At 49.6% G+C, this 25,352-nt stretch carries 21 protein-coding genes; 15 read left to right on the top strand and 6 right to left on the bottom strand.

Going from position 1 to position 25,352, the window contains the following annotated elements; all coding sequences use genetic code 11:
• Positions 1-170: 170 nt before the first annotated feature.
• Together EII41_RS03235 and EII41_RS03230 are read right to left on the bottom strand one after the other, a co-directional pair.
• A complete protein-coding gene (locus EII41_RS03235; RefSeq protein WP_124789398.1) occupies positions 171-1,427 on the bottom strand; it encodes a peptidase U32 family protein in 1,257 nt (418 codons plus the stop codon).
• 11 nt (positions 1,428-1,438) lie between these two features.
• Entirely contained in the window at positions 1,439-2,371 is a 933-nt protein-coding gene (locus EII41_RS03230; protein ID WP_124789397.1) for a mechanosensitive ion channel family protein, read from the bottom strand.
• Positions 2,372-2,566: 195 nt separating this feature from the next.
• Between EII41_RS03230 and EII41_RS03225 the strand changes: the two genes are divergently transcribed.
• The 5 genes from EII41_RS03225 to EII41_RS03205 all read left to right on the top strand — a co-directional run bounded on the left by EII41_RS03225 (position 2,567) and on the right by EII41_RS03205 (position 7,845).
• Positions 2,567-3,292, top strand: coding sequence for a nitroreductase family protein (locus EII41_RS03225; protein ID WP_124752080.1), 726 nt, complete (start codon positions 2,567-2,569; stop codon positions 3,290-3,292).
• 216 nt (positions 3,293-3,508) lie between these two features.
• A complete protein-coding gene (gene dut, locus EII41_RS03220; RefSeq protein ID WP_124752081.1) occupies positions 3,509-3,943 on the top strand; it encodes a dUTP diphosphatase in 435 nt (144 codons plus the stop codon).
• 53 nt (positions 3,944-3,996) lie between these two features.
• On the top strand, positions 3,997-5,784 hold the full coding sequence (locus EII41_RS03215) for a tetratricopeptide repeat protein (protein ID WP_411292573.1): 1,788 nt from the start codon (positions 3,997-3,999) through the stop codon (positions 5,782-5,784).
• Entirely contained in the window at positions 5,774-6,604 is an 831-nt protein-coding gene (locus EII41_RS03210) for a DUF4292 domain-containing protein (RefSeq protein WP_124789396.1), read from the top strand. Before EII41_RS03215 ends, EII41_RS03210 begins: the two co-directional genes overlap by 11 nt.
• Positions 6,601-7,845: a murein hydrolase activator EnvC family protein gene (locus EII41_RS03205; protein WP_260425457.1), complete on the top strand. Its 1,245-nt coding sequence runs from the start codon at positions 6,601-6,603 to the stop codon at positions 7,843-7,845. Before EII41_RS03210 ends, EII41_RS03205 begins: the two co-directional genes overlap by 4 nt.
• Before the next feature lie 37 nt (positions 7,846-7,882).
• Here the strand turns inward: EII41_RS03205 and recG are convergent, their stop codons facing one another.
• Both recG and EII41_RS03195 read right to left on the bottom strand, forming a co-directional pair.
• Positions 7,883-9,982: an ATP-dependent DNA helicase RecG gene (gene recG, locus EII41_RS03200; RefSeq protein WP_124789401.1), complete on the bottom strand. Its 2,100-nt coding sequence runs from the start codon at positions 9,980-9,982 to the stop codon at positions 7,883-7,885.
• Positions 9,983-10,058: 76 nt separating this feature from the next.
• Positions 10,059-12,347, bottom strand: coding sequence for an outer membrane beta-barrel family protein (locus EII41_RS03195; RefSeq protein ID WP_124789395.1), 2,289 nt, complete (start codon positions 12,345-12,347; stop codon positions 10,059-10,061).
• Between the two features lie 152 nt (positions 12,348-12,499).
• Between EII41_RS03195 and EII41_RS03190 the strand changes: the two genes are divergently transcribed.
• The 7 genes from EII41_RS03190 to dusB all read left to right on the top strand — a co-directional run bounded on the left by EII41_RS03190 (position 12,500) and on the right by dusB (position 19,247).
• Positions 12,500-13,906, top strand: coding sequence for a sensor histidine kinase (locus EII41_RS03190; RefSeq protein ID WP_185711815.1), 1,407 nt, complete (start codon positions 12,500-12,502; stop codon positions 13,904-13,906).
• Positions 13,903-14,616, top strand: coding sequence for a response regulator transcription factor (locus tag EII41_RS03185; protein WP_124789393.1), 714 nt, complete (start codon positions 13,903-13,905; stop codon positions 14,614-14,616). The genes EII41_RS03190 and EII41_RS03185 overlap by 4 nt, the downstream gene beginning before the upstream one ends.
• A gap of 162 nt (positions 14,617-14,778) precedes the next feature.
• Positions 14,779-15,978, top strand: coding sequence for a beta-ketoacyl-[acyl-carrier-protein] synthase family protein (locus EII41_RS03180; RefSeq protein ID WP_124789392.1), 1,200 nt, complete (start codon positions 14,779-14,781; stop codon positions 15,976-15,978).
• Between the two features lie 6 nt (positions 15,979-15,984).
• On the top strand, positions 15,985-17,013 hold the full coding sequence (locus EII41_RS03175; protein WP_124789391.1) for a beta-ketoacyl synthase N-terminal-like domain-containing protein: 1,029 nt from the start codon (positions 15,985-15,987) through the stop codon (positions 17,011-17,013).
• On the top strand, positions 17,007-17,360 hold the full coding sequence (locus EII41_RS03170; protein WP_124789390.1) for an EamA family transporter: 354 nt from the start codon (positions 17,007-17,009) through the stop codon (positions 17,358-17,360). The genes EII41_RS03175 and EII41_RS03170 overlap by 7 nt, the downstream gene beginning before the upstream one ends.
• A gap of 30 nt (positions 17,361-17,390) precedes the next feature.
• Positions 17,391-18,125: an RDD family protein gene (locus EII41_RS03165; protein ID WP_124789389.1), complete on the top strand. Its 735-nt coding sequence runs from the start codon at positions 17,391-17,393 to the stop codon at positions 18,123-18,125.
• 117 nt (positions 18,126-18,242) lie between these two features.
• Positions 18,243-19,247 carry a tRNA dihydrouridine synthase DusB gene (gene dusB / locus EII41_RS03160; RefSeq protein WP_124789388.1) on the top strand — a complete coding sequence of 335 codons (1,005 nt, stop codon included), beginning with the start codon at positions 18,243-18,245 and terminating at the stop codon, positions 19,245-19,247.
• Here the strand turns inward: dusB and EII41_RS03155 are convergent.
• Entirely contained in the window at positions 19,241-21,202 is a 1,962-nt protein-coding gene (locus tag EII41_RS03155) for a lamin tail domain-containing protein (RefSeq protein WP_185711814.1), read from the bottom strand. The genes dusB and EII41_RS03155 overlap by 7 nt on opposite strands.
• A gap of 163 nt (positions 21,203-21,365) precedes the next feature.
• Between EII41_RS03155 and EII41_RS03150 the strand changes: the two genes are divergently transcribed.
• Entirely contained in the window at positions 21,366-22,376 is a 1,011-nt protein-coding gene (locus EII41_RS03150) for an aspartate-semialdehyde dehydrogenase (protein WP_124789386.1), read from the top strand.
• Between the two features lie 28 nt (positions 22,377-22,404).
• Here the strand turns inward: EII41_RS03150 and EII41_RS03145 are convergent, their stop codons facing one another.
• Positions 22,405-22,794 carry a rhodanese-like domain-containing protein gene (locus tag EII41_RS03145; RefSeq protein ID WP_124789385.1) on the bottom strand — a complete coding sequence of 130 codons (390 nt, stop codon included), beginning with the start codon at positions 22,792-22,794 and terminating at the stop codon, positions 22,405-22,407.
• A 78-nt stretch (positions 22,795-22,872) separates the two neighbouring features.
• Between EII41_RS03145 and EII41_RS03140 the strand changes: the two genes are divergently transcribed.
• Together EII41_RS03140 and EII41_RS03135 are read left to right on the top strand one after the other, a co-directional pair.
• Positions 22,873-24,414: a sulfatase gene (locus EII41_RS03140; RefSeq protein WP_124789384.1), complete on the top strand. Its 1,542-nt coding sequence runs from the start codon at positions 22,873-22,875 to the stop codon at positions 24,412-24,414.
• A 635-nt stretch (positions 24,415-25,049) separates the two neighbouring features.
• Positions 25,050-25,253 (top strand): hypothetical protein, encoded by a 204-nt coding sequence (locus EII41_RS03135; protein ID WP_124751429.1) that lies wholly within the window; start codon positions 25,050-25,052, stop codon positions 25,251-25,253.
• Positions 25,254-25,352: the final 99 nt, after the last annotated feature.

The following is a 25,352-nucleotide window of genomic DNA, read 5'->3' as shown; positions in this document are numbered from 1 at the left end:
ACAGATTTATTAGAAACAATTTGCGGGAAATAAATCTTCACACAGATTTATTAGAAACAATTTGCGGGAGACAAATCTTCACACAGATTTGTTACAAACAATTTGCGGGAGACAAATCTTCACACAGATTTGTTACAAACAATTTGCGGGAGATAAATCTTCACGCAGATTTATTTTTTTCGTTCTACCTGTACCATCTTATACATTCTGTCCGAAGCGCGGATACGTTCGGCTGTCTTGATCGAGAAGCGCTCGCCTTTTACAGTCGACGGAACGGGTCGCAGGTCTACGCGTATCTCTTCGACGGTCTGAAACAACGCGCCTGTCGTGGGGCCGGTGATCAGAATCTCATCTCCCACGCGCAGTTCTCCGCTCTCCATCTCGAATTCGGCTACGCTAAGCCCGGAAAAGTACTTGATGCCTCGTGCGACGTACTCTTTTCGTTTTGTAGCGCTCGACCCGTAATGACTGCTCCATTCGCCGAGCCGCTGTCCGAGGTAATAACCATCCCAGAAGCCGCGGTTGAAGACCGATTTCAGTCGCTCGTCCCATGCGGCGATCTTTTCGTCCGTGAAAGAGCCTTCGCAATACGCCTGTACGGCTTCTTTGTAGCACGATGTGACGATGTGTACGTACTCGGGTCCGCGTGCCCGACCTTCGAGCTTGAATACCCGCACGCCCGCGTCCATCATCTTATTCATAAAATGAATCGTTTTTAAGTCTTTGGGCGACATGATATATTGGTTCTCGACATCGAGTTCGATATTCGTTTCCCGATCTTTTACGGTGTACCCGCGTCGGCAGATCTGCATGCAGGCGCCACGATTCGCGGAGGCGTTCATCTCGTGGAGGCTCAGGTAACATTTTCCCGAGACGGCCATGCAGAGCGCACCGTGGCAAAACATCTCGATGCGGATCGGTTCTCCTTTCGGGCCACAAATTCCTTGGGTGCCGATCGCGTCGTAGATGGCGCGTACCTGCGTGAGGTTCAACTCGCGTGCAAGCACGACGACATCGGCAAAACGAGCGTAGAATTTCAGCGCCTCCGTATTCGAGATGTTCAGTTGGGTCGAAAGGTGTACTTCCTGCCCGATGCTGTTGGCGTAGGCCATCGCCGCGACATCGGCCGCGATGATCGCCGAGACGCCGGCTTCCTTCGCCGCGTCGATGATGGTGCGCATGAGCGGCAGGTCTTCGTCGTAAATAACGGTGTTCACCGTCAGATAACTTTTTACACCGTGTTCATCGCAGATCGAAGCGATCTTGCGCAAGTCGTCCGTCGTGAAGTTGTTCGACGAGCGGGCGCGCATGTTCAGCCCCTCGATGCCGAAATACACCGAGTCGGCGCCTCCCTGAATGGCTGCCATCAGTGATTCGTACGAACCGGCAGGGGCCATGATTTCAAAATCAGCTATGTTACATTTCATAAGAATACAAGTTATTTTACCGGAAAGTCCCGACGGTCGACCGGAATATCCGGTATGGTATGATAAGAAACAAACCGTTGGGTGGGGTAAGCCCATCGGATGTCGTCGTGTGCTTCGAGGGCCGTCAGGATATCTTCCCAGATGGCTGATTCGGTGCTTCGTATCTTTCGCGGTTCACAGAGATAGCGCCCCGTCAGACGAATACCGTTCTCGACGAGCGTGAGGTACACAATCGGTGTGAGGTGTTGATAGTGCACGTAATACATTTTGCTTGCCTCGCAAAGCCCTTCCTCGGCCGATTGTACGACATCTGCTCCGTATTTGTTGAGAATTTGCAACAGAATCTCTTTCGTTTTCGTCCAGTTGCTGTCGAACGTGATGCGTATCTGTACCTCGTTCCAGATGTATTTGAAGCCCTGATCGTAGTTAGCTTGCGGCATCGTGAACACCCGTCGGTTGGGGATATGGATGATGCGTCCCGTGCTTTGTTCGGCATCGATACGGTTACCGACTTCGAGAATCGTGAATTGAAAGAGCCGTATGTCGATGATGTCTCCTTTGTCTTCGCCGATTTGCACACGATCGCCTACCGTGAACGGTTTGCGTATCATGATAAAGAGCCATCCCGCCATATTCTCCAGCAAGTCCTTGAGTGCAATGGCGATCCCGGCCGAGAGTAATCCCAGAAACGTACCTACGTGATGAAAAGCGTTAACCCAGACCATCCCGATCAGGATAATCACTGTGGTCGGGGCCACGAACGACATGATTCGTTTCCATAAATAACGACTCTTGTGATTGTTCGTGGTCTTCCACACCAACCTCAGGATGATAAGCCGTACGAGCCACACCAACAAGATAATGATCACAGAAACAATGATCTTCTCTTGCGTATCGGAGTCGATACCCAGCGAAAAAGGAGGATTCGGAAAGAGAGTCTGCATACGTAAACCAAAACAATTTAAAGTTCAAAAATACATAATTAATTTCAGATCGGCATAAAAAAAGCTTGTAAGGCATCGTTTTCTCTGCGCGACGAGAACAATTATCCCTCGCAGATGGTTGTACGATAAATGGCCGTACTCACTGTTTAAGTGCTCGGCTTTCTTATTTTTTAACGATATCAAAACGTAAAACAGATGACATTCGAAGAAATACTTGTCCATCGCCGCTCGGTGCGTAAGTACGATCCGGCGAAAGAGATTGATCCCGAAACAGTCAGACGCTGTATTCTGCTGGCCACGCTTGCCCCGACGAGCAGTAACATGCAATTGTGGGAAGCGTATCACGTAACCGACCCGGAGACGCTGCGAAAACTCTCGCAGGCTTGCCTCGGACAGTTGGCGGCGAGCTCCGCGAAGCAGATGGTCGTCTTCGTCACACGACAGGATTTATACCGGCAACGCGCCCAAGAGGCGCTCACGTTCGAACGTGGAAATGTCGCACGCAATAGTCCGTCACCTCGTCAAGCAAAACGTATTAAACGATGGGAGTTGTATTATACGCGGATCATGCCGTTTCTCTATGCCCGATGCTTCGGACTGCTCGGAGCATTACGCAAAGTATTGGCATGGTGCTTTGGGCTTTTCCGTCCTATGGTGCGTCAGGTTTCGGAAGGCGATATACGTGTGGTGGTGCATAAATCGTGCGGTCTCGTGGCACAGACGTTTATGCTTGCCATGTCGGATGCCGGATACGATACGTGTCCGATGGAAGGTTTCGACAGTCGTATGGTAAAACGTATTCTGAAGCTGCCACGCGGCACGGAGATCAATATGATCATTTCATGCGGCGTGCGGTTGCCCGAAGGTGTCTGGGGCGAACGTTTTCGTGTGCCGTTCGATCAGGTTTATCGGAAGATTTAAAACAGAAGAGGTCAGGAGCGAAGCATTCGTTCGGGCTTTCAGTTTTTGTAAGCCCCGAAGGGATGCTCTATTGTTTCCGTAAGACGCAGCCGGATATTGGAAAGAAAGCCTTTTCGGACTGGGAAGGCTTTTTCGTTTTTTACGTTCTCATTAACAATTATCAAACGACAACTCAACAAATTTTTCTACCTTTGCCCGGCAAACAGAACAGAAAGCATGAAAGTCAAAATTGTCAATACTTCTCACCATCCGTTGCCACAGTATGCAACCCCTCTTTCGGCAGGGATGGATGTGCGTGCGAACTTGCCGGAGCCGATTGTGCTTCGTCCGCTCGAACGTAGACTGATTCCCACCGGCCTATTCATCGCGCTGCCCGAAGGATACGAGGCGCAAATACGTCCGCGCAGCGGATTGGCGCTCAAGCATGGGATCACGTTGCTAAACACACCGGGCACGATCGATGCCGATTATCGCGGCGAAATCGGGGTTATTTTGGTGAATCTCTCGAACGAGCCGTTTACCGTGAACGATGGCGAGCGAATCTGCCAGATGGTCATTGCCCCTCATGCACATGTGACATGGGAACTCGAAGAAATACTCGACGAAACGGAACGAGGCGCCGGAGGGTTCGGACATACGGGAAGGAGATAAAATAAAGACGGAAGATCTCCGCAGAATGCTGAATAACAATTATCATACGACCTTTGAATAAAAAAAGAAACATACTGCTTGGAACGAGATGGATAGGCGCGAAATACCGTTCTGTCGTTTTATGGAGCATCCTGCTGTTGTATGCGGGTATACTCTCGGCCGCGCCTCATGCTCAGCCCCGTAAGACGTCATCGCCCGCAGCCATACAGCGCAAGGTAGATTACTTTTTCTACGAAGGGGTGAAACTGAAGAACGAAGGAAAATATGACGCTGCGTACGAAATGTTTTATCACTGCCTCCAAACGGATTCTACGGCAGCCGCACCTCTCTACGAACTCTCGGCTTTTTACCTGCAGCTCAATCAGCCTGAGAAAGCCGCCGTTTTTCTGCGGAAAGCAGTCGCGTATGCTCCTTCCAACTTCCATTATAAATTAGCGCTTGCTTCCCTCTCGCTCAACATCGGCATGTATGGCGAAGCGGCCGAGATTTATCGCGAACTTGTAAAGACCTACCCCGGTAAAGTAGAGCTGAATTATTATCTCGCCGAGGCGCTGACACAGGCTGGCGAGATCGGCGAGGCCATCGACCGATTTAATGATCTGGAGAATGCCGTCGGGATGAATGAAGCGCTCTCGACGCAGAAATACAAGCTGTACATGCAGATTGAAGAACCGGAAAAAGCGTTCGGCGAACTGAAAAAACTGGCCGACAAATATCCTTCGGATGCGCGATATCCGATCCTGATCGGCGACCTCTACCTCCAGCAGAACGATACGGTAAAAGCATACGAATATTACCAAAAGGCGCACGGTATCGACCCATCGAACCCATATTATACGGTTTCGATGGCTAACTATTACGAGCAGGTGGGGGATCATGAGGCTGCCGAGGCGCAGATACGTACCGCTTTGGTAAATAAAGATCTTGACGTAAGTACAAAGATGGGGATTCTGGCACGTTATATCGGTCAACTGCAACAGTCACGGAACGGTACCGAATCGGCCAACGCACTTTTTCAGACCTTGCTCGAGCAACACCCCGAAGATACGGAACTAAAACTTCACTACGGCAGTCTGCTGGCGATGCAAGGCAAAACGGATGAGGCACAATTCCAATACCGGCTGGTTACCGAAATGGAGCCCGACAATGAATCGGCCTGGCAGCAACTCCTTAATTTAGCCTTCCGTGCCGAAAATATCGACGAAGCCATCCGCATCTGCCGGAAATGTCAGGAACTTTTTCCCGAAGCGCCGGGATATTATTTCTACCTCGGTATCGCATATTACCAGCAGAAGGATTATCAGAAGGCACTTGAGACCTATCAGGAAGGGCTGGCCAAGATACCCGAAGAAAATCGACCGCTGCGCTCCGACTTTTACGGTCAAATCGGTGACATCTATTATCAGATGAAACAGGTGGAAGAGGCTTTCAGCGCTTATGAAGAAGCGCTGAAATACAACGATAAGAATGTACCCGTGCTAAACAACTACAGCTATTTCCTGACGCTTCGTAAACGAGACTTGGATAAGGCCGAACGGATGAGCGCCCAATGTATCAAACTGGAGCCGAATAACCCGACGTATCTCGATACGTATGCGTGGGTCTTTTTTATGAAAGGGAACTATACGCTCGCGCATATTTACATCCGCAGTGCGCTCGAAAAAGATACGACGAACAGTTCCGAACTCGTCGATCATTATGGCGACATCCTCTATATGATGGGCGATAAGGAAAAAGCATTGGAGCAATGGAAGAAGGCGAAAGAGTTGGGCAAAGACACGGAAATATTGAAACGCAAAATAGCAGAAGGAATATATATTGAAGACCCGAATGAAGAATAAAAAAATATCACTTAGATCGTTATGGATGTATGTGTGCATCGTCCTGAGTATGCTACCTTCAGGATGTCGGACGGTGAAAGAGTTTACAGGTGAAACGGATCCCGCACTGAAAGCCGAAACGGAATTTTTTCGTACGCTCGACGAGCAGTCGCTTCGCTACCATACCCTTTCGGCCAAAATACAATTTGAGTTCACCCCCGCTTCGGGAAAAGAAGTTGGTTCGCGTGCGCAACTCAAACTGCGTCAAGACGACCGACTGCAAATCTCTGTTCAACCCTTCCTCGGTATTGAGATGTTCCGACTCGAAGTGAGCCGGGACAGTGTCAAGGCGATCGACCGAATGAACAAGCGCTACTTTGCCGAATCCATCGCCGACCTGAAAGCCCGCAAACATCTCGACTTTACCTTCGGAAACTTGCAGGCGCTCCTCACCAACCGCCTCTTTTTGCCCGGTGAACAAGCTGTCACCTTAAACGATCGTGGCCGCTTCGGCTGGGAGCGGATACCCGCCGGCTATCGTCTTCAAACGTCTGATGCAACCGGTATACACTACCGTTTCTTAGCCGATAACGAGGCCAAACTTCGTACGACCGAAATCACGGATGCCGACAAGCATACCCTCATGTGGGATTATACGAATTTCCGTACCGTCGAAGGGCGACTTTTCCCGATGGATATGCTCGCGTCCTTGCGTGATCATAAGTTATCGATACGATTTAATAAAGTCGAAATTAACACGCCTGTCGACCTGAAATTTATCATTCCCGAAGGGTATGAACGAGTAACTCCGGAACAAATCCTCAAGGCTCTGTCTCAATGAAACGCATACGCCTGATACGATATGTTTTGTATGTCGGTTACCTTGCCATGCTGCTTTGCGCGGCTCGTGTAACCGCACAGACACATACGCTCAGGCAGCTCGAAGCGCAGCGGAAAGCGGCACTTCGCGAAATTGAACAGACAACTCTGTTGCTTAACGAAGCGCGTGCCTCAGCTCAGACATCGCTCAACCGCCTGCACCTGATATCGCAGCAGGTGATCGCACGGAAAAAGGTGATCAGTCTCCTTAATCAGGAGATCGCCGTACTCGACAAGCAGATCGGTGATGCTACGCGTGAACTGACCGTATTGGAGAGAGATTTAAATGATCGGAAAGAACGATATACCCAACTGGTGCGGAATCTGTATACGCGCCGCGCATCGCAACACCGGTTGCTCTTCGTGCTCTCTGCTGATAACTTCGCCCAATCGCTCCGCCGGATGCGCTATTTGCGCGAATATGCGTCGTGGCAGAAGATGCAGGCGTTGCTGATTGTCAGAAAACAGGAAGAGCTGGATAAAAAACGGGAAGAACTGGAGCAGACACGTACGGACAAAGTAGCCCTGCTCGATGCTCGCGAGGAGGAAAGCCGGAAACTGCAACAGGAGGAGTCGGAACAGAAAGCGGAAGTACAGCAGCTTAACAAAAAAGAGAAAGACCTGCGGCAAAAGTTGGCACAAAAGCGACGTCAGGCCGAAGCGTTGAATCGACAAATCGAGAAACTGATTGCCGAAGAAGTAAAAAAATCGGGCAAAGCATCGAATGGAAAACGGAAAGCCGAAAGTAGCGGCGGATATGCGATGACGAAAGCAGAACAGAAACTTTCGGCCGATTTTGCCTCGAACCGCGGTCGACTACCTTTCCCCCTCAACGGGAAATATCGCATCATCTCCACTTTCGGAGAACACCAGCATCAGGATCTCAAGCATGTGCGTACGAATAACAACGGCATCGATATCCAGACGACGAGCGGAACAGAGGCTCGTGCCGTCTTTGATGGCGTGGTGACACGCGTCTTCGTCGTTCCGGGCTATAACAACAGTGTCATCGTGCGACACGGCAACTATCTGAGCGTTTACAGCAACTTGAGTCATGTCTATGTAAAAGCCGGTGACAACGTGACAACCCGTCAGAGTATCGGAAAAATCTATACGGATACGGAGAACAATAACGAGACCGTACTCCACTTCCAGTTATGGAAAGAAAAGCATAAGCTCGATCCTGAGCTATGGCTCGACTGAGGTTTTCAGTGTTTCGTGTCCGGTCAAAAAAGTGAGGTTAAGAGATCAGTCCCCAATTCATTTTTCGACGGAAAAGCGAACTCAGCCGATCGCGCAGCAGCTTGTGTTCCGGCTTTGTCAGATCGGGATCGTTATCGAGGATTTTTTGTGCTGTCCGACGGGCGCGTTGGAGGATTTCTCCGTCGTGCGCGAGATTGGCGATCTTCAGAAACAGTCCGTCGCCGCTTTGTTGCGTCCCTTCAAGGTCGCCCGCGCCACGCAGTTTAAGGTCTTCTTCGGCTATCTCGAAGCCGTTGTTTGTCCGAACCATGATTTCGAGTCGCTTGCGTGTCTCGTTACTCAACTTGTACGACGAAATCAGGATGCAATAGGATTGTTCGGCGCCACGCCCCACACGTCCGCGTAATTGGTGAAGTTGCGCCAATCCGAAACGTTCGGCACTCTCGATAACCATTACCGAAGCGTTCGGGACATTGACACCCACCTCAATAACCGTCGTAGCCACGAGGATTTGTGCCTCTCCTCCGACGAAGCGCTGCATCTCGGCGTCTTTCTCTTTCGCTTTCATGCGGCCATGAACCATGCACACCCGGTATTCGGGAAACACTTTTTTGAATGTTTCGAACCCTTCTTCCAGATTTTTATAGTCGAGGTTCTCGCTTTCTTCGATAAGCGGATAGACAACGTAAATCTGCCGTCCTTTCCGGATCTCGCTCCGCAGAAACTCGTATACCTCTGCTTTTTTCGTATCGTAACGATGAACCGTTTTTATCGGTTTGCGGCCGGGTGGCAGTTCATCGATGACGGAAACATCCAGATCGCCATAGAGTGTCATGGCCAGGGTACGCGGGATGGGCGTAGCCGTCATGATAAGTACATGAGGAACAAATTGGTTCTTAACCCACAGCTTCGAACGTTGTGCCACGCCGAAACGGTGCTGCTCGTCGATTACCGCCATGCCGAGGGCTTTGAAAACGACCGTCTCCTCAATAAGCGCATGCGTACCGATCAGGATGTCGACCTCGCCCGAAGCTACGGCCGGGAGTAAGGTGCTACGCTGCTTTTTCGTGGTTGATCCGGTAAGCAACTCGACCCGCACATCCATGTCTTTCAGAAACTCTTTCACCGTGGTCAGATGCTGATTGGCTAAAATTTCGGTCGGAGCCATCATACACGCCTGAAAGCCGTTATCAACGGCAAGCAACATCGCCATCAGAGCGACGAGCGTTTTCCCACTGCCCACGTCACCTTGCAAGAGCCGGTTCATCTGTTGTCCGCTCTTCATATCGGCATGGATTTCACGCAGCACGCGTTGCTGTGCGCCGGTCAGCCGGAAGGGCAGGTAATCACGGTAAAACGTATGAAAAGCGTCGCCTACCCTCCGAAAAGCGAGTCCTCTGAGCTTGTTTCGCCGAAGCGTTGCCGTACGCAGGATATTGAGTTGAATATAGAACAGTTCATCGAATTTAAGACGTTGCTGAGCCGCCTGTAACTTTTGTGCCGATTCGGGGAAATGTATGTTCTTGATGGCTTCCGAGACCGACATCATCTGAAAGTGCTTTACCATAGTTTCGGGTAATGTTTCGGGAATCTGCCAGTCGAGCGTCGAGAGTAACGTATATTGCAGGTCTTGGATGGCACGCGAATGGAGAAACGCCTTTTTCATCGGCTCGGTCGTATGGTAAAGAGGGGTCAGTCCGCTGGCTACCTGTGGCGCATTTTCCACCGGATCGATTTCGGGATGAGGGATATTCACCGAATGACCGAAGGCTTTCGGTCTGCCGAAGACGATGTATTCCGTTCCCGGCTGATACTTGTCGGTGACATATTTAAGTCCTTGAAACCAGACGAGATCGATAGTGCCGGTGTCGTCCGTGAATTTACCGATCAATCGTTTTTTGCGTCCTTCTCCGACCGTATCGAAAAAGACAATCCGTCCTTTGAGCTGGATATAAGGCATGTCGCCCGTGATCTCGCTGACCCGATAGAACCGGCTACGGTCAATATGTTTGTAAGGAAAATAGTACAACAAATCTTCGAAAGAGACCACGTCGACCTCTTTCTTCAGGAGTTCGGCACGTTTAGGCCCTACTCCCAGAAGATACATGATGTTACGTTCGCCGATCGTCACGTTCATTACAAACTGTAAGCCGTTCGAAAGGCAAAGATAGGGATTTCCGGAGAAACAGAGGATAGGCGTGTTGGGAAGACTGTCAGTGTGTACCGAATCTTGAAGAGTCAATACGCTTCTCCGAAGATTTGAAATCTCCCAAACGAAGCGTGAACGAAAGCGTAACGGTACGAGAATCGGGGATAATGTCCATTCGCAGGTTTTGTGAAGCATATCTCATTACTATGTCCGGTGTCCAACGATTAAAAAGATCGGTACCTTTCAAACGTAATTCCGCACGATTGTTCCAAAAAGACCATTGGATGCCGGCATCGACATTCCATAAAGCAGACAAATCAAGCGGGCCTTGAATACTCTTGGAAATATACGCTCCTGCAATCTCCAGTTTAATGTCGGGCTTGGCAGATAGACGAATAGTATTATCCAGACGGGAGTATAAAACACATTTCTCTTTTTCGAACGAGAGGTCATGAAAATGCAAGTTCTTGACTTTGTCATAAAATGTGTTGACGGTTAGTCGGGCATCCCATATCCGTCCCATCCGGAACGGAAGAATTATGTTTAAACCGAATGTTCGTTTATAATCAAAGTTCACGACCTGATAGATTAGGAGCGGATGATTGGGCACCTGATAAGGTAATTGAGCGGAATAATCTTTCAGATAATTACCGTAAAGGGTTAAGGTATATCTTCTGTTCAAGATCGTGCTAAGCTGTCCGGAAAATTCGCGGTACGGCTTCAGAAAACGATTGCCATGAACTTCGGCATATCCGTTGAGGTAACTTTTTCCACCATGCAGTTGCCAGTATTCCGGATAGGTTTTGTCGGACGAGAAAGAAAGGTGAAATAAGTAAGACGAGAAGGGCGTATACGTGGCGGATAAAGTAGGGAAAGCGCTCCATGCTTTTACTTCGGCGAATTCGTAATATTCACCGGTCAGCGATGCGGATAGCGAGAACTTGTCGCCGATGGTTTTCTTGATCCCGATATAGGCTTGGGCAGTATGCTCTGTAAGATGACTGTCGAAGTTTGAGGAGGGGGCATCGCTCTTTTCGACGTGGTTATAGCATTGGTAACTCCGGTCGTGAGCATAGGCATATTGTGCTCCGTAATTCAATGTCCATGAGCCAACCGGATGGCTGCGGTCGCCGAAAATACGAAGTTGGTTGATTCGTTGGCTGAGTCTCGTAATAAAAGCACGGTTCTTGGCACTCCTGTACTCTCTGTAATTTTGAGAAGTGTAATCATGATAGTGAGTATATTCTACTCCTGCTTTTCCGCCGTCGGAAGTATAGCTTAAAAGGATATTGTGCAGTTGTACAGGAGTCTGGTTAGTTTTATGATTGATGGAATGCGCAAATGTTCCTTCCGAATATTCACGGTGACGTATCGCTGTTTTTATCTGCGATGTATAAGTCAGTGCTAATTTCGTCTTATGCGGCAAGGTGTAATTTACGCCCATGCGCAGGTAATGCGTGTTTGCTCTTCTGCTACCCCGATTAAACTGTTCGATTATTTTGGGCTGATCATGATACGGATGGTGAGCATACAGATGAACTCCTGTCTTCTCATGGTTTATATCGTACGAGTAGTTGAAATGCGTGCTCCACGGAGTCGCCGTATAGAGCAATGCAGCGCCTGCCGTATAACTCGCATCGTGTTTCTGAAAGTAAGTACTATTTAGCTGTCCCTCCAACGTTCTTTCTCTCGCTTGTTCTTTCATGATAAGATTGATGGACGCTCCACGTACATGGTATTCGGGGGAGGAACCGTACATAATCTCAGCCGATTCAAGTTGGCTTTGCGGAAGCATCTTCAGCAATGCAATCAGATTGTATAGAGGCATTGAAGCGGTTTGTCCGTTGATCAAAATCGAAACACCCGTGGCTCCGGCTAAAACCAATGCACCATCTTGTTCTCTCACACCCGGCAATTGAAGCAACGCCTCATACACATTGCCGACAACTTTGTTTTTTAGCAGAAGAGGCATATCGTAAACGATCTTCCCATCTGTCAGTTGAAAGAGAGAGCGAGCGCCTTTCACAATCACTTCTTGGAGCGAATGATCTTTTTCTTTCAGATAAATCAACCGTTCTTGTCGGCCGCAACAACGTTCCTCATGTGTCTCATACAGTAGATGGTGGATGATTAATCGATAATCTGTCAGATCGGATGGTAGATGAAAAAGACCGAGAGAATCGGTGCAGGCTGAATGTACGTAAATCGAGTCTACAGTCTGCATAATAATGGTTGCGTTCGCGACCGGCAGTCCGTTAGGCGAACATACTTTGCCTTTTATATATTGTCCGTTGATCGCGTTTAAAGACGAAAGCCCAAGCAGGCACGTGATAAGAATGAACTTTGTTTTCATGATGTACTTGTGTTATTTTGCCGCAAAGTTGCGTGCTATTTTTCAATCGTTCCCTTATCGGATCCTTATATAATCTTATTTAGTCTTATCGGATGAAGGAGGTATCGAAAACGAATCGTACCTTTGCTTTCATTCGGAGAAAAACGAACATCATGCGGCAATTTAAGAATATAATCGCGACAATCCTCGTTGGTATATCCATCTTGTTTGTTTTTAATCTGTTCTTTTTAAGAGGACTGTTCGCCTCCATTACGGAAGAGACGGAACGAACGGTTCGTGCCTGTATAGAATATGCCGATGGAAAAGAGATACAGCTGCGTTTGGAAAAGTTGTCTCACCAGACCAAAGGAAGACGAACGATTTCCGTCGAGAAAAATATTGTCGAGGATTCGGTCGCGACCCGACGTAATATGATCGGAGAGCAAATACAACTTACACAAGAGCGTAGGGAATCGTTAAGCAATCAGTTTCCGTTACTCGAAAAGCTTGTAACAGAAATCAAGACGACAATTCATCAGAATATCGATTCCATATTGCCTGTTAATCTGGACGTTCTTGACAGCTTGTTGAATGTAGAGTTGAAAAACAGAAAAGTTCCCGCAACAATATACCACTCCGAGATATTCGATGTAAATACGCAGACTGTAGTCCGAACGTCGTGCAGGAATGGAAGACACAAGCTGTCGGGAAGTAATATGGTGCTTTATCTGTTCGATTCCGAGCACGGTTATGCTTACAGAATCATCATGCCGGCGCTTACGGGGATTGTCTTACGGCAGATGTCCGGTATCCTGCTTTCAACTTTTCTCATTATTCTTCTGCTTTGTCTTGCTTTTTGGTATCTCATACAAACGGTCATGCAACGGAAAACACTCGAAGAACTGAAGGATGACTTTACAAATAATATGACGCACGAGCTAAAAACCCCGATCGCAGTGGCTTATTCTGCGGCAGATTCTCTTTTGAACTTCCGTCTGGGGGAAGATCGGATGAAGCGTGAAAAGTATCTTCGGATTTGTCTGGAACAACTCACTCGTTTGAGCGGATTAGTCGAACAAATTCTCTCAATGAGTATAGAAAACAGAAAATCCTTTACCGTGAATAAAGAGAGCCTGAGCATAGCGAGGTTGATTGATCAGCAGGAAAACGTACACCGGCTTAAAACAAATAAACCAATTACTTTCCGGACAATGATTGAGCCGCAAGACCTGACTTTTTATGCCGATAGCGTTCATTTAAGTAACATTATAAGTAATCTGATAGACAATGCCGTCAAGTATTCGTCTGAAGAGGTTGTCATTGAGCTCTCGGCTTATCGGGAAGATGGATATGACGTTCTCGAAGTTAGAGATTACGGTGTCGGTATCGGAGCCGAACATGTCGATCGTATATTCGACAAATTTTATCGGGTGCCGAAAGGTAACCACCATAATGTAAAAGGATATGGACTCGGGCTGTTCTACGTCAGGCAGATGGTTGCGATGCACGGCGGAAGCGTAACCGTCAGAAGCCGTCCGAATCGAGGAACTGTTTTCACCGTAAAAATTCCCAAGGCATGAAGAATAAACATCAAACTCGTATTTTGCTTGTAGAAGATGAAGTCGTTTTATCGATGATTATCAAGGATACCTTAGAAGGGGAAGGCTTTGAGCTGATCCATGCCTCAGATGGGATGAAGGGACTGGATTGTTTCTTTCGACAGAAGCCGGACATCGTTGTAGCCGATGTTATGATGCCACACATGGATGGTTTTGAGATGGTGAAAAAGATCCGGCAAACGGATAAAACGACACCGATACTGTTTCTGACGGCGCGTTCTTCGTTAAGCGATCTTGTTGAAGGGTTCAATCTGGGGGCAAACGACTATCTGAAAAAGCCCTTCAAGATGCTCGAACTGATTGTGAGAATAAAAGCTTTAATCAACAAACCGAATCTGATGGAGATCAAAGAAGAACTTTTTGCGATCGGAGGTTATTTCTTGAATGTTCAATCACAATGGTTAACCCGCGGAGAAAACAGGCAGGAGCTTTCCTATCTGGAATGTGAGGTATTGAAACGATTGTGTATCAATATGAATAATGTCGTAGAGATAAAAGATATCCTGAACGACTTATGGAACGACGATAGCTTATATAACCGAAACAGTTTACATGTATTCATCTATAAATTGCGCAAACGTCTCTCGGGCGATCCGAGGATCAGAATTCTAAACGTAAGAGGATTGGGGTACAAACTTGTAGTTTCTGAAAGATGTAAGTCTTTGCCTTAGTTGATAGAATATTGTAAGGTGTCGGGCAAAATGGCTGTTTGAGGTAATCGGCTTTGTTCTATTTCCTCTTCTCCCGGAGTTTCCGTATCTTTTCGTATCTTTGCCGCGTTTTTTACATAATAGAATGGCAAGGTATCAGGCTATAAAGTCATAAATCCACTTATGGAGAGGAAAGAAATTTATATCACCGGAGCGGGGATCGTTTCGGCTATCGGGATCGGTAAAGCGGAGACGCTCGACGCGCTGAGAAACCGACGTACAGGAGTCGCTCCCGTACGATACCTGCAAACGACCCATACCGGCTTACCCGTGGGCGAAGTGAAGTTTGCCAATGGCGAGTTGCGCGAGATGTCGCGGCTGATGCCTTCGGACGCATTTATACGTTCGTCGTTGTTGGCTATCCCGGCAGTGCGCGAAGCGATGGAACAGGCGCAGGTCGAAGGATCTACTACGTTGCGCATCGCATTTCTTTCGGGTATCACCGTCGGAGGGATGGACAAGGCGGAGCGATATTACACCGATTTTCTTACGAACGACTCGAAAAACATTTACATCGAACTGAACGATTGCGGTTCGTGTACGGAGCAGATTGCCGATTACTTCGGATGCTTCGGCATGGTCTCGACTGTCGTGACAGCCTGTTCGTCGTCAGCGAACACCCTGATGATGGGATGCGACCTGATTCGTGACGGACGGGCCGATATCGTCGTAGCCGGCGGATGCGAATGCCTTTCACGCTATCATGTGAACGGTTTCAATACGTTGATGATTCTTGACCGTGAAATCTGTCGTCCGTTCGACCGGGACCGGGCGGGGATCAACCTGGGCGAAGGCGCCGGATACCTCGTACTCGAATCGGCAGAAACGGCGCAGCTACGTGGCGTGAAGCCTATCGGCAAAATATCGGGCTACAGCAATGTCTGCGATGCGTATCATCCGACAGCCTCGTCGCCGGAAGGTCTCGGTGCCTATCTGGCGATGAAAGGAGCCCTCGACGATGCTAGTCTGAGACCCGAAGACATCGGGCACCTCAATGCGCACGGCACAGGTACCCCAAACAACGATTTGACCGAAGGGCTGGCCGCCATGCGCCTCTTCGGAGAGCAGGTACCCCCGATTTCATCGGTCAAGGCGTATACCGGACATACGACAAGTGCGGCGGGCAGTATCGAAGCGATCGTATCCCTCTTGGCCCTCGAACACAACTTCCTGCCGGTAAACCTGAACTTCCGTAATCAAATCGAAGAGCACAGCTTCATGCCGATAACGAACCCCGAACCGGAACGTCCGTTGCGTCACATTCTCTCGAACTCGTTCGGCTTCGGAGGCAACGACTCCTCGATCATCTTATCCAAAAGCTAACCGTTCATGTCAGTCTATATTCAATCAGCCCGTCAAATCTCTGCGCAACAACCTCTCTCCGACGAGTGGTTCGAGCATCCCATAACATACACCGAGAAGTACGTGTCCACAATCGATCCGCAATTCTCGGACTATCTTTCTCCCCTGATGTCGCGCCGTATGTGTACGCTCCTCAAACGCGCCGTCGTCGTGTCGCGTCTAACGCTTAAAGACGCGGGCATCGAAAAGCCCGAAGCCATCATCAGCGGCACAGGGCTCGGATGTATCGCGAATACGGAGCAGTTCCTCCTTTCCATCATGGAGAACAACGAGCAATTCCTCCAGCCCACCTTCTTCATGCAATCAACACATAATATCCTGAGCGCAACGGTTGCCATCGATCTGAAATGTCACGGATACAACAATACGTATGTGCATCGCGGCACGTCATTCGATCAAGCCCTGCTCGATGCGCTCCTGCAATTCGAGAGAGGAAAAATCGGGACGGCACTCGTCGGCGGATACGATGAACTGACAGAGCATTATTACCGCTTCTTCGGTCGTATCGGGAGATGGGACTTCGAACCCGGCAAGTGTTTCGCCGGCGAAACAGCCGTCAGCATGCTGCTTGGCAACGAAAGAAATCCCCAGACTCTCTGCCGCATCGACGGTGCGGAACTGATGTATCGCCCGACGCCTGCCCAGATGCGTGAAACGCTCGACAGACTGCTTTCCAAGGCCGGTTGCGAGTCGAAGGATATCAATGCGGTATTGACAGGTGTCAATACACACCAACAAAACGATACGGTGTATCATGAGGGAAGGGCACGTCTTTTCGAACATTGTCCGATGATGCAATATAAACACCTCTTCGGCGAATCGTTTACTTCGTCGGCATTAGGCGTATATGTCGCTGCCACTTGCCTGCATCGCCAAGAAGTACCGTCACACCTGCTTTGCGCAAAGACGGAACCCCTGCGCGACGTCAGACGCATCCTCGTCTACAATCATTATAAAAATAAGTCGCACTCCTTCATTCTCTTGTCATCATGCTGAAATTACTTTGCTGCTCGACCGTGCAGTGCTTGTTTCTGGTGGCAGGACAAATCTTCCTGAAATTCGCCATGGCCGACATCGGGGCTTTTTCGTGGACGTGGAAATTTTTCCGTCAGGCCATGCTCAGTTGGCAGCTTCTCGCTTCGGGTTTGTCAATGGTGGCCGCTTCGTTCATCTGGTTTTATATCCTAAAACATTACCCCTTGTCATTAGCCTACCCGCTGATCAGTATCAGCTATATCTTCGGTACGCTGGCTGCGATCTTCTTTTTTCACGAAACCGTTCCGCTCACACGGTGGATCGGAGTGCTCCTGATTATGGGCGGCGTTGTATTATTGACAAGGTAAGAGAAAAACAAGCAAAGAAGCATCGACCGAATGGCACACTCAAGCATTATCACGAACTCGTACGTACAGATTGATCAGGAACCCGCCAGCATCGGAAGCAGGATACTGGCACGAACCATCGACTCCCTTCTGCTGTTCGCTTACATCTTCGTCATCTCTTTCTTGTTCAGTCTTTATACCAATTTCACGGAAATAAAAGAGCTGGACATCGTTCTGTCGCTTGCGATAATCGTCTGCTATCTGCCCGCCGTGTGTTATTCGCTCCTTTGTGAAGTATTTAACCGAGGGCAATCGCCCGGTAAAAAGCTGGCAAACATACGTGTCGTGATGAAAGACGGAAGTACGCCTTCTTTCTCCGCCTACCTGCTGCGCTGGCTGCTGCTTCTTGTCGATCTGCACATGTCGTTTATCGGCCTGATCCCGATCATCCTGACACGTAACAACCAGCGCTTCGGCGATCTTGCCGGTGGGACCCTCGTGATCAAGGAAAAAGATTTTCGGGGCATCCAGTTGATCTTTCACGAGCTGCGCCATTTGACGGAAGACTATCATCCGGTCTTTCCGCAAGCCGAAAATCTGTCGCTCGAACAGATGAACCTGATTGCTGAAACCTTATCTGACAGGACAAACAAACGCTCGCTACGCATTCATCAATTAGCGATACAGGCTCGCAGTTTTCTGAAGATCGAAACTACGATCCCGGACGAGCCGTTCCTCCGTACCTTGATGCGGGATTATCAATATTACGCTTTGGAAGAAATTTGATTCGTTTGGAGCATTGATTTTGATGCCCGTAGTTTGGAAATACGTTCTGCGACGCACGTTGTTTTTGTCGGGAGGCATTAAAATCATTACTTTTACAACCGTTTAAGAGAGAAAAAGATGAAAATCGGAACGATAGATTTGGGAGAACGGCCGGTCATGCTGGCACCGATGGAAGATGTGACGGATATTTCGTTTCGTCTGATGTGTAAGCAATTCGGGGCGGATATGGTCTATACCGAATTTGTATCGAGCGATGCGCTGATCCGTCAGGTCAGCAAGACGGAAGAGAAACTTAGAGTCTCGGACGAAGAGCGCCCCGTGGCAATACAAATCTACGGCCGCGAAGTGATGCCCATGGTCGAAGCCGCACGGATTTGTGAGGCCGCACGTCCCGATGTTCTCGACATCAATTTCGGTTGCCCGGTAAAGAAAGTGGCCAATAAGGGTGCCGGCGCGGGCATGTTGCGCAACATTCCGCTGATGCTTGAAATTACGCGTGCCGTAGTGAAAGCCGTAAACATTCCGGTAACGGTGAAGACGCGTCTCGGCTGGGATGCCGATCATCGCATCATCGTCGAACTGGCCGAGCAACTACAGGACTGTGGCATCGTAGCCCTCACGATTCACGGACGCACACGAGCGCAGATGTACACTGGCGAAGCGGACTGGACGCTTATCGGCGCCGTAAAAGAGAATCCGCGCATGCATATCCCGATTATCGGCAACGGCGACATTACGTCGGCCGAGCGTTGCAAGGAAGCGTTTGAGCGCTACGGGGTAGACGGCGTGATGATCGGACGCGCGAGCATCGGACGGCCGTGGATTTTCCGCGAAGTAAAACACTTTTTACAGGCAGGCGAGCTGCTTCGCCCCGAATCGTTCGCATGGTATCTCGATATCCTGAAAAGACAGGTTCGGCAAAGCGTGGAACGACTTGACGAACGACGCGGCATCCTCCATATCCGTCGTCATCTGGCTGTAACCCCTCTGTTCAAAGGCATTCCCGATTTCAAACCGACACGGGTCGCCATGTTGCGTGCCGAAACCGTGTCGGAGCTGTTCGAAATCATGGACGGAGTGGAAGAAATCATCCGCGATAAACAACCCATGGCGGGTCAGTGAACCAGAAACGCTTTTTTGACCCGTCGGCGGTTGCCGTCGGAGTGGTAAAGCTCGGCAAAGAAGATATACACGCCGGGCGACAGGCGGCTTCCGTCTGTTCCTGTGCCATCCCACGAGATTTTGCCGTTAGGCGTTAGCAGTTGGTTGTTCACTATTTCCGCGACTCTCTTCCCGTTGGGTGTATATACCTCGACCCGGCAACGATAACCTGTTTTGTCTGTTCGGTAAGATATAACGTAACGGTCGGCAGCATGGAGATATTCCGGCGGTTCGATGGCAAGCGAGTAGTCAGTCTGCGTATCCCTGAACTGCGAGTTTCTGTATCCGGGTGTCGCGTAACCTGCTTCCGAAGCCGCCGAAGCCCAATTCGATGCCTCTTCCGACGCTCCGTCGGGACGGATGCGCTCCAGCGAAACGCCTTTCATGTGTCTGATGGCCGCATCATGCCACTTCGACGAGTAAGCCACCTTATCGATGACGAGAGAGTCGGCTTTTCGCAACAGAACGATCGTCGCTTCATTGTTATGCAGGATGGGCAATTTGAGTTCATGGATCCGCTCAGGAAAAGGAATCGTATAAAAGTCGGTCACTCCGCTACGGTTTGAGGTGACGACGAGATATCCGTCGGCCGCAAGAGAGTCTTTGACCGATGTCAGAGGGTACTGCGTACCGATTTCACCGTTCGCCTTTCGGATCGCAAGGGCAAGGCCGTTTACCGGCAATGTCCGTCCCGAACGATTGTAGAGTTCGATAAATTCGCTTCCGCCGGCGAATGGATTGGGTAAAATCTCATTCACGACGATTTCACCGGGCTCGATTTTGATCGGCTCTTCAGGTGTCGGAGGCTCGGGCTGAACCGGAGGGACCGGAGGTTGAGGTGGTGTCGGAGGTTCCGGAGGAGGCGTCGGTTCGGGTGGCGAGGTAGGCGACGAATTCACCATGCCGGGCGTACCTCCGCGCGGATCGGTACAGAGATGCCACGTATTATCCGAGCCTCGTTCGTGCGATTTCCCGGCTACGGCTTTCGGGTAGTCGTAGGCATGAATAAGATGCCCCTCCGAGTTTTTCAAAGCGATATGCTTACCGCCATTGGCCAGATTCGCAGGGAACTTTTTTAAGCCTAACTTCAGCGCCTCAGTAGGAATCACAATCTCTTGCCCTTCGCGATAAAGCACGGCATATCCGCCGGCAGGCAGCGTAATATCGGGCAGAGCAATCGTCGTCTTATCGTAAATGAAAACCCATCCTTTCAACGAAAGGCTTTTGCCCGAAGCATTGTAGATTTCGATATATTCCGTTTCCGGCAATGCCGTCAGTCCTTTCGGATTGGCCATCACTTCGTTCAGCAGCACATCGCCGGGTTTCGACGGATCGGGCTGAACCGGAGGTTGGGGTGGTGTCGGAGGTTCAGGAGGGGGCGTCGGGCCGGGTGGTGAGGTAGGCGACGAATTCACCATGCCGGGCGTACCTCCGCGCGGATCGGTACAGAGATGCCACGTATTATCTGCTCCGCGTTCGTGCGATTTCCCGGCTACGGCTTTCGGGTAGTCGTAGGCATGAATAAGATGCCCCTCCGAGTTTTTTAAGGCGATATGCTTACCGCCATTGGCCAGATTCGCAGGGAACTTTTTTAAGCCTAACTTCAGCGCCTCGGTAGGAATCACAATCTCTCGCCCTTCGCGATAAAGCACGGCATATCCGCCGGCAGGCAGCGTAATATCGGGCAGAGCAATCGTTGTCTTATCGTAAATGAAACCCCACCCTTTCAACGAAAGGCTTTTGCCCGAAGCATTGTAGATTTCGATATATTCTGTTTCCGGCAATGCCGTCAGTCCTTTCGGATTGGCCATTACTTCGTTCAGTAGCACATCGCCGGGTTTCGACGGATCGGACGTTTGTGCCCGCAAGAAGACCGGCATAAGCATCAAGCAAACGAGTAGCATCATGTGTTTCATTGTACTTCCCTCCTTGTTTCTCGGCCTGCAACGCATGAAAAATATACGGCAGATACCGTCTGCCGTATTTGTTTTTTCTATCTTTGCAGCCGTATTTGAAGATTTCTGTTACAAATATACAACGAAAAATATCAAACATTCCATATTCTTTAAAACGAAAAAGATGAAAGTAGCAATTGTTGGAGTAAGCGGTGCGGTAGGACAGGAGTTCCTTCGTGTGCTCGAAGAGAGAAGTTTTCCGATGGATGAGCTGGTACTGTTCGGTTCGTCGCGTAGCGCGGGACGTGAATACACGTTTCGAGGAAAACCATATATCGTCAAAGAACTGAAACACAATGACGATTTCAAAGGCATCGATGTGGCTTTTACTTCGGCCGGAGGCGGTACTTCCGTCGAATATGCCGGAACGATCACGAAACACGGCACGGTGATGATCGACAATTCAAGCGCTTTCCGGATGGATGCCGACGTGCCTTTGGTCGTGCCCGAAATCAATCCGGAGGACGCGCTGACACGTCCGAAAGGAATCATCGCGAATCCCAACTGTTCGACGATCCAGATGGTCGTAGCGTTGAACGTCATTGAAAAACTCTCGCATATCAAACGGGTGCATGTAGCCACGTATCAGGCTGCCAGCGGCGCCGGCGCAGCCGCGATGGACGAGCTGGTGAAGCAGTACGCGCAGCTTCTCAAAGGCGAAGAGCCGACGGTCGAAAAATTCGCTTATCAACTTGCGTATAATCTGATTCCTCAGATCGACGTATTTACCGACAACGGTTATACGAAGGAAGAGATGAAGATGTACAGCGAGACCCGCAAAATCATGCATTCCGACATCGAGGTGAGCGCGACGTGCATACGTGTTCCGGTGATGCGTGCGCACAGCGAAGCGATCTGGGTAGAAACGGAGCGTCCTGTCTCGGTCGAAGAGGCAAAAGAAGCGTTTGCCCGTGCCGAAGGAATCGTCTTACAGGACGATCCGGCCAAGAAAGATTATCCGATGCCGCTCTTCGTAGCCGGGAAAGACCCTGTCTACGTAGGCCGTATCCGCAAAGACCTTGCTCATCCGAACGGATTAACGTTTTGGGCGGTCAGCGACCAGATCAAAAAGGGAGCGGCCCTGAATGCCGTACAGATTGCCGAATACTTGCTCAAGGCCGGGACGATCGGCTAAGACCGAAAAAAAAGAGGAGGGGAAATCCTCATGGTTTTTTCCCCTCCTGATAAAGACGCCATTCATGATAGCCTTCGTTCAAATTATGAACCGTATAGCCTTTTTCAACTAACATCGCGGCCGCTCTTCGGCTACGCCTGCCGCTCCGGCAATAGACGGCCACGGGGCGCGACTTGTCGAGCAGCGAATCGGCCTTCGCCAGAAAGTCTTTTTCCGTGACATCGATCAGGATCGCTCCTTCGATGTGTCCGGCCTTAAACTCGTCCGGGCGACGAACGTCTACCAACTGAATCGATTTGTTGCTTTTTAGTAAAGCATCGAACTCTGCGACCGAATACGATGTAAGATTTCCGCCGCCGGTTGGTTTCGCACAGCAAAGCGCCACAAACAATGATATTACTGCGATAAATTTCGTCATAATCCAAAAAATTAGGGCGGCAAAGATAACGAAAAACCGACAGATGTCGCTACCTTTGCCCGTATACGCATGACAACAATGAAAACAACACGCCTTATCCCGCTCGCTCTGCTTCCGGTTGTTGCGCAGGGCGCGGAAACACAAGATACCGTCCGTCGTCCGAATATCATACTCTTTATGGTCGACGATATGGGCTGGCAGGATACTTCTTTGCCTTTCTGGACACAGCGTACGCCGTTCAACGATACGTACGAAACGCCGAATATGGAACGCCTCGCACGGCAGGGCATGGTGTTCACGCAGGCGTATGCTTCGGCCATCAGTTCGCCCACGCGATGTAGCCTGCTCACCGGAGCCAACGCGGCACGACACCGGGTGACGAACTGGACGCTTCATCGTAACCAATCGACCGATGCTTCAAGCGATGTCCTCGAATTTCCGCAATGGAATGTGAACGGGATCTGTCAGGTGCCGGGCATCGAACAGACCTACTGCGCGACTTCGTTCGTGCAGTTGCTCAAAGAGCACGGATACCATACCATCCACTGCGGAAAGGCACACTTCGGCGCCATCGATACGCCGGGCGAAAACCCCGCGCATTTCGGCTTTGAGATCAACATTGCCGGCCACGCGGCCGGAGGGCTGGCCAGCTACCTCGGCGAACAGAACTTCGGCAATCGCATCGATGGCGGCGCACAATCGCTCTTTGCCATCCCGGGACTCGAAAAATATCACGGCAAAGACATCTTCGCCACCGAGGCGCTTACGCTCGAAGCCATCCGCGCCCTCGATAAGGCGAAGCGATACGGACAGCCGTTCTTCCTGTATATGGCACACTACGCCATTCATATCCCCGTCGATAAAGACATGCGTTTCTATGCCAAATATCTCGACAAGGGGTTAGACCCCAGAGAGGCAGCCTATGCCGCCCTGATCGAAGGGATGGACAAGAGCCTCGGCGATCTGATGGACTGGCTCGAAGCGAATGGCGAGGCCGACCGGACCATCATCCTCTTTATGAGCGATAACGGAGGGTTCAGTTGCGGAGCGAAATGGCGAGGCGGCACGCTGCATACCCACAACGCTCCCCTCAAAAGCGGAAAAGGCTCGGCTTACGAAGGCGGGATACGCGAACCCATGATCGTTGCATGGCCCGGGCAGGTGAAGCCTCAAACCCGTTGCAATGATTACGTCATCATCGAAGATTTCTTTCCTTCCATCCTCGAAATGGCCGGAATAAAGAACGATGAAATCGCACAACCCATCGACGGACGAAGCTTCGTCCCCCTCCTCACCGGCAAAGGCAAGAATCCTTCGGACGGCCGCGCGCTCTTCTGGAACTGCCCGAACCTGTGGGACGGCAGCGGGCCGGGAGTCGGCCCTTCATGTACCATTCGCGAGGGAGACTGGAAACTCATTTATTACTACGAGACCGGCAAGAAAGAACTGTTTAACATTTCCGAAGACATCGGTGAAGCGCAGGAATTGTCCGCCTCCTGTCCGCAACGTGTCACCGCCTTATCCGAAAAGCTCGGCACCTATCTACGCAGTGTCGATGCCCAACGTCCTTTGTTCAAGGCCACAGGTAAACCGTGTCCCTGGCCCGATGAAGAGAAATAACCATTAATGATCGATTTTGACCATTAAAAAGAGGCCATACATATAGTGCGGATCCGACCTTGTATCGTGTAATTGGGATAAAAACGGGAGTGAATTGCCTGAAATGCGAAAATTAGTGAATCGATGAATGAGCAAGCGGCTAAAATTGTTTGTTTTTAGGGCTGACAAATGCTGTGGGTTTTTAAAATCATTTATTTTTAAGGCTGACAAGTGGTATGAGTTATTAAAATCATTCGCTTTTTGGGCTGACAGGGAGTGTAAGTTACCAAAATCACTGCTTTTGAGTGCTAACCAATAAGCGTATTATCAAATTCGTTGATTTTAGGGGCTAACAAAGGGTGCGAGTTATTAAAATCATCTTCATTTAGCTTGTGCAGTCTTGAAAGTTCCAAAAATCATTGCTTTTAATGGTTGTCAAGCAATGAAAGCTATTAAAATCATCTTCTTTGAGTTCACGCAGTGATGAAAGTTCCTAAATTCAATAATTTTAATAGTAAACAAGTGATGAAAGCTCTTAAAAGCGTCTACTTTCAGTCCGCGCAATTGTGATGACCTCTAATGTCGTCTACTTTGAGTGCTAACAAGTAATGAAAGCTCTCCCAAACGCATGCTTTGCGTATTTATAAGCGGATAAGATGCTCGCGCAAGTTTGGGGCAGGCTGGAGCAAAGATCGTCAATGCTGAAAAATAAGTGTTTTGACGATCTAAAACTTTATACCGCAATTGAAAACCGGGATAAACATCAAGCAGAACCGGAAACGACTTTCGAAGTGCTTTCAGATTGCTATGAGAAAGGGCGGATGGCTTTCGGCCTGATACTTTTTTTAAATCCTCAATGACAAAATGACACTTTGTTATAAAAATTCTATTCCGAACGCCTTAAGCGAATTGTTAAAGGCAAGACAAAATGACATAAGATTGAAAAATGAATCTATCTT

It is taken from the genome of Tannerella forsythia, assembly GCF_003860135.1.
Taxonomy (GTDB): domain Bacteria; phylum Bacteroidota; class Bacteroidia; order Bacteroidales; family Tannerellaceae; genus Tannerella; species Tannerella forsythia_A.
Note: the sequence above shows the minus strand (reverse complement) of the source record. Positions and strands in the feature narration are given on the sequence as shown.